The organism is Bacillus sp. FJAT-42315, from assembly GCF_002797375.1.
In the GTDB taxonomy this organism is placed as follows: Bacteria; Bacillota; Bacilli; order Bacillales; family Domibacillaceae; genus Bacillus_CE.
In genome coordinates this window covers 3,536,633-3,549,058 of record NZ_KZ454941.1, presented here as the reverse complement: position 1 = coordinate 3,549,058, position 12,426 = coordinate 3,536,633, and the positions used below count along the sequence as shown (strand labels likewise).

The 12,426-nt window shown below is 40.9% G+C and carries 14 protein-coding genes and 1 riboswitch; of the genes, 12 read left to right on the top strand and 2 right to left on the bottom strand.

The genetic code is table 11. The annotated features are described in order from the left end of the window. Positions 1–18: 18 nt before the first annotated feature. The gene (locus CEF22_RS17345; protein ID WP_332849184.1) at positions 19–330 is read right to left on the bottom strand and encodes a GyrI-like domain-containing protein; all 312 of its coding nucleotides are present in this window, start codon (positions 328–330) and stop codon (positions 19–21) included. A 129-nt stretch (positions 331–459) separates the two neighbouring features. Here CEF22_RS17345 and CEF22_RS17340 point away from each other — a divergent pair, with 129 nt between their 5' ends. Together CEF22_RS17340 and CEF22_RS17335 are read left to right on the top strand one after the other, a co-directional pair. Further along, the gene (locus CEF22_RS17340) at positions 460–2,025 is read left to right on the top strand and encodes a BCCT family transporter (protein ID WP_100403840.1); all 1,566 of its coding nucleotides are present in this window, start codon (positions 460–462) and stop codon (positions 2,023–2,025) included. Next, entirely contained in the window at positions 2,015–2,467 is a 453-nt protein-coding gene (locus CEF22_RS17335) for a GNAT family N-acetyltransferase (protein WP_100403839.1), read from the top strand. Before CEF22_RS17340 ends, CEF22_RS17335 begins: the two co-directional genes overlap by 11 nt. 92 nt (positions 2,468–2,559) lie before the next feature. On the opposite strand, the gene CEF22_RS17330 is transcribed toward CEF22_RS17335, so the two are convergent. Beyond that, a complete protein-coding gene (locus CEF22_RS17330) occupies positions 2,560–2,988 on the bottom strand; it encodes a YfmQ family protein (RefSeq protein WP_100403838.1) in 429 nt (142 codons plus the stop codon). Positions 2,989–3,109: 121 nt separating this feature from the next. Between CEF22_RS17330 and CEF22_RS18640 the strand changes: the two genes are divergently transcribed. The 10 genes from CEF22_RS18640 (at position 3,110) to CEF22_RS17285 (ending at position 12,367) form a co-directional block, all read left to right on the top strand. Next, positions 3,110–3,400 (top strand): hypothetical protein, encoded by a 291-nt coding sequence (locus tag CEF22_RS18640; protein WP_157843266.1) that lies wholly within the window; start codon positions 3,110–3,112, stop codon positions 3,398–3,400. Between the two features lie 257 nt (positions 3,401–3,657). Further along, on the top strand, positions 3,658–4,425 hold the full coding sequence (gene bioW, locus CEF22_RS17325; protein ID WP_100403837.1) for a 6-carboxyhexanoate--CoA ligase: 768 nt from the start codon (positions 3,658–3,660) through the stop codon (positions 4,423–4,425). 16 nt (positions 4,426–4,441) lie between these two features. Next, on the top strand, positions 4,442–5,614 hold the full coding sequence (gene bioF / locus CEF22_RS17320) for an 8-amino-7-oxononanoate synthase (protein WP_100403836.1): 1,173 nt from the start codon (positions 4,442–4,444) through the stop codon (positions 5,612–5,614). Between the two features lie 15 nt (positions 5,615–5,629). Then, positions 5,630–6,829 carry a cytochrome P450 gene (locus CEF22_RS17315; protein ID WP_100403835.1) on the top strand — a complete coding sequence of 400 codons (1,200 nt, stop codon included), beginning with the start codon at positions 5,630–5,632 and terminating at the stop codon, positions 6,827–6,829. Between the two features lie 69 nt (positions 6,830–6,898). Then, positions 6,899–6,996: riboswitch (TPP riboswitch) on the top strand. A gap of 243 nt (positions 6,997–7,239) precedes the next feature. Continuing rightward, the gene (locus CEF22_RS17310) at positions 7,240–8,004 is read left to right on the top strand and encodes a thiazole synthase (RefSeq protein WP_100403834.1); all 765 of its coding nucleotides are present in this window, start codon (positions 7,240–7,242) and stop codon (positions 8,002–8,004) included. A gap of 14 nt (positions 8,005–8,018) precedes the next feature. After that, positions 8,019–9,131: a 2-iminoacetate synthase ThiH gene (gene thiH / locus CEF22_RS17305; protein WP_100403833.1), complete on the top strand. Its 1,113-nt coding sequence runs from the start codon at positions 8,019–8,021 to the stop codon at positions 9,129–9,131. Between the two features lie 10 nt (positions 9,132–9,141). Further along, complete coding sequence (locus CEF22_RS17300; RefSeq protein WP_157843265.1) at positions 9,142–9,762, top strand: thiamine phosphate synthase; 621 nt, start codon at positions 9,142–9,144, stop codon at positions 9,760–9,762. Further along, positions 9,759–9,962: a sulfur carrier protein ThiS gene (thiS, locus tag CEF22_RS17295; RefSeq protein WP_100403831.1), complete on the top strand. Its 204-nt coding sequence runs from the start codon at positions 9,759–9,761 to the stop codon at positions 9,960–9,962. The genes CEF22_RS17300 and thiS overlap by 4 nt, the downstream gene beginning before the upstream one ends. A 4-nt stretch (positions 9,963–9,966) precedes the next feature. Further along, positions 9,967–10,980, top strand: coding sequence for a ThiF family adenylyltransferase (locus CEF22_RS17290; protein ID WP_100403830.1), 1,014 nt, complete (start codon positions 9,967–9,969; stop codon positions 10,978–10,980). Between the two features lie 166 nt (positions 10,981–11,146). After that, entirely contained in the window at positions 11,147–12,367 is a 1,221-nt protein-coding gene (locus CEF22_RS17285; protein WP_100403829.1) for an MFS transporter, read from the top strand. Positions 12,368–12,426 lie beyond the last annotated feature (59 nt).

Genomic DNA, 12,426 nt, shown 5'->3' with positions numbered 1-12,426 from the left:
TGCGTGTTTTTTTGTTTGTTATTTTAGCGGTATCCAGATTTCAGAGTAAAGATCAGGGCTGGATGGATCCTCGTCTGTATATACTTCTAGTTCAGGGGTGCCAGCGTATTCATACTGATGGGACGGAAACCATTCCGAGGTGATCATTTGCCATGTTTTTTGCATAGCATCCGGCATTGGGCCATGAACTTCAAAGATGCCCCATTTAGAGGCAGGGATCTCAAGAGTTTGTAACCCTTCAGGTGTTTCTCCAATATGTGCCGTAGCAATCCAATAGTTCATCATTTGATTAGAGGATTCGTTTTTATTAGGCACACATACACCAAGAATTCCTTAATGAAATCATAACCGTTATTTGTATAGGAAACCTGCCTATTTATGCTTTGTTCGAACCAGTTTTTATGTAACACTAAGCTTAGTAATAGTATAGCTGTAATTTGAAAATAAAGGAGGAAAAGAATGAGGTCTTCAAACATTAGATGGTCAGTATTCGTGCCGATGAGTATCATTCTTGTATTAGCTATCATTGTCGGAGTGATTGCCCCTGAAGCTTTTTATGAGGCGGAAAATACGATTGTACAGTTTGCTTTTGAACGCTTTGGGTGGTTGTTTCAACTAGCGAGTGTATTATTTTTAGTGATTTGCTTATATTTGATGGTTTCGAAGTATGGAAACATTAAGATTGGTGGGTCGGAAGCTAAGCCTGAATTATCTACATGGAATTGGTTTGCGATTACGTTGACAGCGGGTATTGCGACGGGCATTTTATTTTGGGGGATTGCCGAACCGATTACCCATTTTATGAGTCCGCCAGAAGAGCTTGGGTTAAAGGCTGGAAGTGAAGCGGCGGCGATGTTTTCGATGACTCAAACCTTTATCCATTGGACGTATTCACCGTACGCTATTTATGGATTAGCGGGTGTGGGAATTGCTTTTGCTGTGTACAATGCGAAGCTTCCTTATCAAGTAAGCTCGATTCTTTATCCGCTAATTGGAAAAAGAATGAATGGTACGGTTGGGGCAGTGATTGATAATATTTGTTTATTTGCAATGGCAGGCGGTGTGGCAGCTGTCCTTGGAGTTGGCACGATGCAAATTGCCACCGGTTTACAGATTATTACGGGGATTCCTAATGGGAAAATGACGTGGATTATTATTGTTAGTATGATTGTGGCTACGTATATTATTTCAAGCTATACTGGTCTACATAAAGGGATTCGTTGGCTGTCAGATAAAAATTCCAAAATATTTATTGCGATGGTCATCTTTGTGTTTATTTTTGGACCGATGTCATTTATTTTATCGTTCGGAACGCAGTCGATTGGTCATTATTTGGATGGTTTTTTCGTTCGATCTCTATATTTAAGTCCGATTGATGGCTCTGAATGGCCGAGATGGTGGCCAATTTATTATTGGGCAATTTGGTTAGCGTATGCTCCTTTAATGGGCATGTTTCTAGCGAGAATATCAAAAGGGCGTACAATTAAACAGTTTATGTTGATGAATGTCGTCATGCCAGGGACGGCTGGTGTCATTTGGTTTTCTGTGTTCGGGGGAGCGGCCATCAACCTTCAGTTAAATGGGGCCGGTATTTGGGAGTCGATACAAGAAAATGGTATGGAGGTTTCTGTTTTTTCTTTTTTGGAGCATTACCCTTTAACGACAGTGATGAGTCTAATCTTCATCTTCACTGTGTTTATTTCGATTGTGACGATGGCAGATTCGATGACTTCTACTGTTTCCTCTTTAACAATCAATAGTTCCAATAACGAAATGACGGAAGCACCAGGAAGAATCAAGATTTATTGGGGGATCGTGATGTCTTCCATGGCGATCATTAACTTATTGTCAGCTGGCGGCAAGATTAGTGGCATTGATGCGACGAAACAGATTGCGACGATTGCGGGCTTCCCGATTTTATTTTTTATGCTAATTCTCGCTTATGCGACGTTAAAAATGATTATCGAGCATGAAAAATATGATGTAGTTTCAGTGAATAGGCAGGAGGAATATGATGCGGATTAGAAAATTAACTCCAAAGGATGAACTGCCGATTGAATTATTATTGTTAGCCGACCCTTCTGAAAAGCTAGTGAAAGAATATGTGAGCAGAGGGGAATGCTTTGTGGCGGAAATCGGTCAAAAAAAGGTTGGCGTGTACGTTTTGCTTCCGACAAGGCCGGAAACAGTGGAATTAGTGAATATTGCCGTGGCGGAGAGTGAACATGGCAAAGGAATCGGGAAGCAGTTGGTGAAGGATGCGATTGAACAAGCGAAAGCACAAGGTTACAAAACGATCGAGGTCGGTACTGGTAATTCTAGTATTGAACAGCTAGCCCTTTATCAAAAATGTGGCTTTCGAATCATTGGTATAGATCAAGACTTTTTCATTAGGCATTATTCAGAAGAAATTTTTGAGAATGGAATACAGTGTCGGGATATGGTTCGGTTGTCTCAAGATTTATAGAGGTGAAAAAAAGCGAAAACTTTATCGTGGTAATTATTAAGCCACAGGAAAGTTTTCGCTTTGTGTAATTATATAAATCAAGCTTACTATGTTTATATAGTAGGTATGGGGAATTTTTGAAGATGGTCAGAGCTAATACTATAAGAAACAATCTTCTCCTTGTACTGCTTGACGACATCAACGTGATGATCGTAATTATAAATAAAGAAGTTTACATCTTGTTTGCCTTTTTTAAAATTGATGACAAATGGGGTAACATTAGTCTCTGGATGTAGAAATGATTTTTCATTGCCCGGAAACATATCATGTTTTTTTAGAAAGCAAGCTTTATTGAAATGGTCAATAAATTTAGCGTTTTCTTCTTCTTTTAAGTGCTTTCCGTTAAATGTTATAGTCACATCTTTCGAATCCAGTTTTGGATGAAGTGCAAATTTACTTACAATCCATCCCACAAGTATACTTGGAGGACTCATTAATAATTTGATAATACCTGATATTATAATAATAGCAATCCATTCCATATTACACCACTCCTTATGTAATGATAGTTTTTACCAAAGAAATCAATGGCATTGTTGGAATAACAAATACAAAAATCTTTTTTATTATATAATATTTTATATAGGTAATGAGCAGGTAATATTGAACTATAATGGTATATTTTTTGTCTGTTTAGTGACTTTTTATTTTCCACTTTTTGTTTGGCTATCGTTTAGCTATATCAAGTTTGCTGATGATGGAAGTGGGCATTCAAAGAGAAAAAGTGTGTATTTAGGTTTCTTGCTATCTATTAGCGTATTTCATTTTATAAATCGTTGGTTGTTAAACATGCGCGATTCGTATGGATTGATGATCATCGCTTCAATTATATTAGTATTTAGTGTATACATGTTATTGGTTATTATGAGAGATCGCAGAAGAGAAGCGATTTAGGGGCTGTCTAGAAAGTTGGTGAAAGCTGACTTTCTAGACAGCTTTTTTTGTGTGGATGAAAGAAACATGCCTAATTCGACTAAATTCTCGCCCAATTGAAGGTGGTTTGCGCCCGATTTTCCTTCATTCCCGCCCAATTTCGTTCACTATATGGATCATTTCTCTATTTAATGGCAATAAATATTGAAAAATGTAAACTTAAATATTATCATAGTTTACATATATATCGATTTTGGTTAACTATCGGGGGTGAAAGAATGCAGAAGGAAGTGTTTTATAGTGTTCGAATGAGAGCAGCTAAAGGAGGGGCTCATGAGCAAGGGGGCAAGCATATTTCAGGTGGGGAGATGCTTTCAACTTATGAAAATATGAGACAATCGGTCAATCATTTACTAGAAAAGGCATTAACTCATTCGAGAGGGAATCCAGATTTTGTGCAAATTCAATTTGATGCTATCGATGAGCCAATTAAACGAATTGAACCATTATTGCTCCGGAAGAATAAAGTGGAATCAGTGGAAGTGGGACAAGTATTGGCACGTGAGCTGTTAGAGCAATCTGGAATCAAAAGAGAAGTGATCGACAAAGTGTATGAAAAGCTGATGAGTGATCAAGAGATGAGAGGAGCTATATTGGTCGATGTTCATTCGGGTGAACGAATCGATGATCGTCATCAAAAGGGTGTGCGTGTGTCACGCATGGACTGGATGAAGGCTAATTTTGAAAAGTGGGCGGATTATTTTCATGAGCCGAGTCATTTGCGGGTGAAGGAAGCGCTCGTGCTAGCCACAAAGGTGAGTGCACACCCAGCGACTGTCGCCGAATTATGTTGGTCTGATGATCCTGAATATATAACGGGGTATGTGGCCAGTAAAACGTTAGGCTACCAGCGTATCTCACGTTTAAAAGAGCATGGAGATGAGCAAGGCTGTCGTATTTTTTTCGTTGATGGATCATATGATATAGGTTCTTACATACACTTCTTAGAAAAACAACCGGTTCTTATTCAATGGAAGGAAGAATAATAAGGGGGATTCGGTCATGGCACTAAACGAATGGTTAGGTAGTCGTCTCGATGAAACAAAGGCATCTAATTTGTATCGTCAACTGCGAACGATGAGTACAGCTCCTCGGTCAGAAAGGATAATGGAAGGACAAAGCCAGCTAGTTTTTTCGTCTAATGATTATTTAGGGTTAGCCAATGAGCGATGTTTAGTGTATGCTGCAGAAACGATTTTACATGAGTTTGGAGTAGGTAGTAGTGGTTCCCGGTTAACGACGGGTCACACGGAGTGGCATCAAAAGCTGGAAGAACGGATTGCCAACTTTAAGAAGACAGAAGCAGCTCTTCTATTTTCAAACGGCTATTTAGCGAATATCGGCGTGCTTTCTTCCTTGCCTGAAAAAGGAGATGTCATTCTTAGCGATCAATTCAATCACGCCAGCATTATTGATGGTTGCCGATTATCGAAAGCCAACACAGTCGTTTATGACCATATCAATATGTCGCATCTGGAACAGCGGTTACAAGAAACTCAAGTATATGAAAGACGCTTTATCGTGACGGATGGTGTGTTTAGTATGGATGGTACGATTGCGCCGCTTGATCAAATCATGTCTTTAGCGAAACAATATGAGGCTTTTGTAATTGTCGATGATGCTCACGGCACGGGTGTGTTAGGTGAAAATGGGCGAGGGACGAGTGAATTTTTTAATGTGCAGCCAGATGTCATGATCGGCACGTTAAGTAAAGCTGTGGGAACAGAAGGTGGGTTTGTTGCTGGCTCAAAGATGTTAATCGATTTTTTGCTGAATCATGCACGTACCTTTATTTTTCAAACGTCGATTCCTCCAGCTATTTGTGCCGCTTCTTACGTTGCATTTGAGTTGATCGAACAAGGGCAAGTAAAGCGACAACAATTGTTTGCGAAAATAATAGAAATCAAAACAAGTTTAGAAGAAATGGGTTTTATTGTAACGGGAGATGATACACCCATCATTCCAATTATTATTGGAGAAAATGATGTGGCTCTTACTTTTGCGAAAAAGTTAACGGAAAGCGGCATTTATGCACCTGCCATTCGCCCGCCCACTGTACCGGCAGGAGAAAGTCGCATTCGACTAACCGTCACTGCGGATCATACAGATGAAGATATCCAAACTTTGTTACAAACATTTCATCTCATTGGAAAAGAGTTAGGTGTCATTCAATGAATTGGAGGGTCAAATATGGCAAATGATGTACTCGTTTCACCCGCAATTTTAGCTTTGCCTCAGTCAATAGAAAATCCGTACCCCATTTACGATGAGCTACGATCAGAGAGTCCCATAATGAAAGGAATGGCACTTAAACAACCAGGGTGGTATGTGACTGGGTATGAAGAAGCCATGACGATATTGAAAGACAGTCGCTTTGAAAATCGAATTCCGTTGCCTCAAACAACGAAAAAATTTGAACAGTTAAAAAACGTTCAAAGCGATATGATGCTTTTTAAAAATAATCAAGATCATCGGCGGTTACGCTTGTTGATCAGCCAGTTTTTCACGCCGACTGCACTGAATGATTTATGTCCTTACATAGAAAAAACAGCTCATGACTTACTAGATGAGGTGCAGGATCAAAAGCGAATGGATATTATTGCGGATTTTGCGTTTCCGTTAGCTAGTTTGATTATCGCCAAAATCATCGGAATACCTAGAGGGGAGCGCCATCAATTTAGAGGTTGGGCGATTCATTTAATTGAATCGATTGACTTTACTCGCTCAAGAAAGACGCTAGTTCATGGGAATGAGACGATGAAGAGCTTGATCGATTACTTTAATAATCTTATTCAAGCAAGAAGAGAGATGCCTGAGAAGGATTTAATTAGTCAGTTGCTAAAGGCAGAACAGGATCATAAATTGTCAGATGAAGAGATACTTTCTGCTTGTATTTTACTCGTCATTGCCGGGCATGAGACAACCGTCAATCTCATTAGTAATTCCGTTCTAGCTTTACTACAAAATCGTGAGCAGCTCCTGCGATTAAAGGAGAATCCATCGCTTATTGCATCCGCTGTTGAAGAATTTCTGCGTTATGAAAGTCCGACGCAAATGGTCGCTCGGGTGGCTGCACAAGATATCGACATCTATAATGTATGCATTAAAAAAGGTGAGCAAGTGTACGTTTTAATTGGAGCGGCTAATCGTGATCCGAGAATATTCACGAATCCTAATGCATTAGATATTACTCGCAATCCTAATTCTCACCTTGCATTCGGAAATGGCTCGCACTTCTGTATTGGTGCGATGTTAGCGAAATTAGAAGCACAAATGGCAATCCAGCCGCTCATCCAACGATTTGAAAACCTTCAATTAGAGACAGAACAACTGCAGTGGAGAAGGCTAATTGGTTTTAGGGCATTAAATCAATTGATCGTTACATGGTAGCTGATGTGCAAAAAGCCCCCTTAACAAAAGTAACTATGAGCGTTATACTATTGATAATTGAATATTATAAATAAAAGCTAGGGGTGCCGTCATGGCTGAGAGGATTTAATCCAACTCTTGAACCTGATTTGGTTAATACCAACGGAGGGAAGCTTACTTTTTTATGCTTATTTTTTGTGTGCGTAGAAACTGAGCCTGCCGTTGTGGCAGGCTCTTTTTTTGCGGAAAAAGCTGAGCTTTACCTCGCGCCTTTCGCTTTTATTGATGTCTAGCTACAGGCGTTATCGGCTCGAGGTCAAAAGCCAATCTGTCCAAAAGGTTAAAGAGCAACCTTTCAGTCAGCTCGTCTTTTGCTTGTCGCCGATGGGCAAACGCCTTTCGCTTTTAATTTTAAAAAGGGAGAGAAGAACATGGATGAATTGTTTATTGGCGGAAAGAAGTTAACGAATCGATTGTTTACAGGCACAGGTAAATTTGCCGATCACGCGGTGATGAGACAAGCCTTTGAGCAGTCAGGTACAGAAGTTGTTACAGTTGCTTTAAGAAGAGTGGATTTGGGCGCAGGGCAAGAAAATATTTTGCATGATATTCCAGCGGGGGTCACATTACTTCCGAATACTTCTGGTGCGAGAACGGCAGAGGAAGCGGTCAGAATTGCTCGTTTAGCGCAAGCAGCCGGGATGGGTAATTGGATTAAAATCGAAGTGATTTCCGATCAAAAATATTTGCTGCCAGATAACGAGGAAACGATCAAAGCGACAGAGATATTGGCGAAGGAAGGGTTCGTTGTTCTTCCTTATGTCAATCCAGATTTGATGACAGCGAAAAAGCTAGCAGGTGCAGGCGCAGCCGCTGTGATGCCTCTTGGTTCACCAATTGGCTCAAATAGAGGAATTAAGATGAAGGAAATGATTCGAATTTTGATTGAGGAGAAAACATTGCCAATCATTGTCGATGCTGGAATTGGTCGACCGTCTGAAGCGGCTGAGGCGATGGAGATGGGAGCTGATGCTGTACTAGTCAATACAGCGATTGCGACGGCGAACGATCCAATCAATATGGCAGTCGCCTTTCACTTAGCTGTTCAAGCGGGAAGAAAAGCGTATTTGGCGGGATTAGGACCTGTTTCTCAACAAGCACATGCTTCTTCACCGTTAACTGGATTTTTAAATTAAAAAGGGGTGGCATCATGAGTTTTTACGATCTATATAACGATATTAAACATGAGCCGTACGACCAACTATTTGAACGTATGACACTAGTAGATGTCGACCGAGCCTTATCAAAATCAACACTGGATGAGTATGATTTATTGGCTTTATTATCACCGGCTGCCGGGCAGCGATTAGAGGAAATGGCTCAGAAAGCTCATCAACTAACTACTCAACATTTCGGAAAAGTAATCGTGCTATTTGCACCGCTTTATTTAACCGATTACTGCGTCAATAAATGCACGTATTGTAGCTTTAGCTTTGATAATGACTTTCCAAGAAGAAAATTAACGGCTTTAGAGATCAATCAAGAGGCAAAAGCGTTAAAAGAGACGGGCATTCAGCATGTGATTTTGCTAACAGGAGAATCACGCATTCATTCGTCCAGTGATTACTTAATCGAAGGCGCGCAAATATTGAAGGAGCATGCCGCTTCGATTTCGATTGAAGTACAGCCATTGGATACGAAAGAATATGAGCGATTATTTCAAGCAGGAATCGACGGGTTGACGGTTTTTCAAGAAGTATATAATGAGGAGATTTATCAACAGCTTCATGTGAAAGGGCCGAAAAGAAATTACAAATATCGCCTCGATGCCCCGGAGAGAGGATGCCAGGCAGGAATGCGTTCCGTCAATATTGGGGCATTACTAGGGCTGGATGATTGGAGAAAAGAGTCTTATTTTACCGCTCTTCATGCGCAATATTTACAGAAAAAATATCTTGAAACAGATATTGCGGTTTCTTTTCCACGTATTCGCCCGAATCTAGGTGGGTTCGCTCCAAAAGTAGAGGTCAGTGATCGAGACTTAGTGCAGGCGATGCTCGCGTTCCGTTTATTTATGCCGCGTGCTGGAATTACATTATCAACGCGAGAAGAAGCGGGATTTCGCGATCATTTAATCAAATTAGGTGTGACGAAAATGTCCGCTGCTTCCTCGACCGTGGTCGGTGGTTATGCAACGACTGTTGAAGAAGAAAATAGTCAGTTTGAAATCTCAGATTCTCGCACAGTGGAAGAGGTAAAAGCAAGGTTGAAGCAACTAGGCTATCAGCCAGTAAGTAAAGATTGGGATATTTTAACGGTGTAGGAGGATGGCGATGTCTTTTCAACTTCATGTCATAACAACAGGAACACTAGAGCAACAGCAAGCAGCGAATATCGCCGCAAAAATTCATCCGTTTGTCGATTATATTCATATTCGTGAAAAGCATCGCTCAGCGAAAGAGCTATTGGGATGGGTGGACAGTTTTATCGTGGCGGGGGTGCCTACTCACAAAATTATCATTAATGATCGGCTAGATGTGGCGCTAGCCTCGGGAGTAGCCGGTGTACAATTGACGGAAAATAGCTTGCCTGTCGTTGCAGCGAAACAAATAGCTCCTTCTCTTATGATGGGATGCTCTGTTCATGATCCAGAAGCGGCAGCGACACAAGCAGAACGTGGGGCTGAATTTATCCTGCTTGGACATATTTACGAAACGGCGTGCAAGCCGTCACTTTCTCCTGTTGGTTTATGGGCAGTAAAAGAAGCTTCGGTTTTATCGAAAGCACCCATCATCACCATTGGAGGAGTTATGCCTTACCATGTGAAGGAATTGAAGCAGGCTGGAGCAGCGGGTATCGCTGTTATGTCAGGTATCTTTGGTCATGTTCATCCGCTAGAGCAAGCGATTGCCTATCGTGAAGCGATACAGAAAGAGGAGGAGACTTTCAAATGAATGTCATCATTAATGGAAAACAAGAAACGATTCATCTTGATTCACCGACTGTTGCGATGTTGCTGAAAACATATACCCTCGATGGCAAAGCGGTCATTGTTGAACGAAACGGGGAGATTGTGTCAAAGGTGGATTTAGACACGACTCCAATTGCTAACGGGGATCGGATTGAAATCGTTCATTTTGTCGGTGGGGGATGAGGTCGTGAATGATCGTTATTCTAGACAGGAGCTTTTTTTACGAGAAAAAGGTTCCTTTACGAATAAACATGTTCTATTAGTTGGGGTAGGCGCGTTAGGCTCAGCGTTGGCAGAAATGCTTGCTCGTGCTGGTGTTGGTCATATTACACTGATTGACCGCGATTATGTTGATTGGACCAACCTACAGCGACAACAGTTATTTACCGAACAGCATGCCAAGGATCGACTTCCGAAAGCCGTTGCGGCGAAGCAAAGATTAGAAGAGATCAATTCTGATATTCAAATTACAGCGATTACAGTAGATGCAGGGCCCGAGGAGCTAGAGGAGGTGATCAACAAGCAGTCGCCCAACCTACTTTTAGATGGGACGGACAATTTTGAAACTCGTTTTATCATCAATGATTTATCGCAAAAATATCATATTCCTTGGATTTACGGAGCTTGTGTCGGTAGCCAAGGAATCAGCTTTCCTATCATACCTGGAGTCGGTCCATGTCTTCATTGTTTACTTGATGTGTTGCCGACAGAAGGCATGACATGTGATACAACGGGCGTGATTGCACCAGCTGTCCAAGTGACTGCCGCTTATCAAGGGGCAGAGGCATTGAAAATTCTTTCAGGAAAGCTGTCTGATGTTCGCCGAGAGCTCGTTGCTTTTGATTTGTGGAAAAATACATTTTCATCGATTCGGGTTGCTTCTTTACGAAAGAAAGACTGCCCTTCATGTGGGAGTCAACCACACTATCCCTTTTTGCAAAAGGAAAACCAAACGAGAGTGGCTGTACTATGTGGAAGAGAAACGGTGCAAATTCGCCCGCCACAAGGAAGAAGCTATCAACTAGATGAGCTGGCCTCCTTGCTTCAAAAACAAAACATTGATGTGAAATCAAATGGATTTTTGTTATCAGCGAAATTATTTGATTACCGAATTGTGTTGTTTCAAGATGGGCGGATGTTGATTCACGGAACGAAAGATATAGCCGTCGCGAAAAAGCTATACCATCAGTTGTTTAGCTAACATGATAAATCCTAATAAGAGAAAACTCTCTTATTAGGATTTTTTATTTCGGATTACGAATCATTTTAAGTGCTGAAAAAAGTAAAATGTGTTACACTCTTTTTCATTGAATGCAACGAAACATAATTAGGGAAACCTATGTAATAAAGTAATATGAGGGGGCGAGATGCTGTTGGCAATAAAACGAAAAAATGAATTTGCGTTATGGATTTTGATGGCGAATATGTTTATTGTAATGACGGGTATCGGCCTAATTATTCCGATTATGCCAACGATTATTCATGAGTTTGGTGCTGGTGGAAAAACGCTTGGCTTATTAATTGCTACGTTCTCGCTTGCCCAGTTTCTTTTCTCGCCGCTTGCTGGTGATCTATCGGATCGATTCGGTCGAAAAAAGATCATTATCATTGGTCTTGTATTATTTGCTTTTTCGCAGTTGCTATTTGCTATTTCTGAACATTTATCGGTGTTATTTATATCTAGAATGCTCGGTGGTATCGGAGGAGCGTTCATCGTTCCTTCCATGATGGCTTACGTTGCTGATATTACAACGATAGACAATCGAGCGAAAGGTATGGGGAGGTTGGGAGCCTCTATGTCTTTAGGCTTTGTCATCGGGCCGGGCATGGGGGGCATCTTAGCAGAGTTTGGGTTGCGAGCTCCATTCTTTACCGCAGCAGTAGTGGCGGCTATGGCGGCGGTTCTATCGATCTTCTTTTTACCAGAAACTCATCAAGTTCTAAAGGAAGAATCAAAAACTTCTACTGTACGAAAAAGAGAGAGCTTATTGAAACAGCTTGCTTACTCAGTAAAAACACCTTATTTTCCTTTGTTGATCCTGATGTTTACTTTGTCTTTCGGCTTAGCTAACTTTCAATCGACGATTAGTTTATTTTCTGATATTAAATTTAGCTTCACACCAATGGATATTTCCATCTTAATCGTTGTTGCCGGTTTAATGGGTGTCATCGTGCAAGCGTTTGTTCTAGAGCGGCTGATTAGACGGTTTGGAGAAAGTTGGATTATTAATGTTAGTCTAGTCGTTGCCGCTACATCGATGCTCTCATTATTATTAGCTCAAGGATTTTGGTCGGTGTTAGTGATTTCTGCTATATTTTTCAGCGCTGCTTCTCTATTACGTCCAGCCATTAATACGATGGTATCGAAAATGGCTGGCTCTGAACAAGGGTTTGCGGCTGGAATGAATAACGCTTATATGAGCATCGGAAACGTTGTTGGCCCAGCTATTGCAGGTGCGTTATTGGATATTAATTTAAGCTTGCCTTATATCTTCGGATCAATTATTATCATGGTTTGTTTGTTCATTAGTTCGAAGTGGGTGAAATCAAGCATTGATAAGGAAAAATTAGAAGAGAATATGGGCTAGAACCATCGTTCCAATTAATGAAGAGGGAGACTTATGTTTTTTCTAAGTCTCTCTTTTAT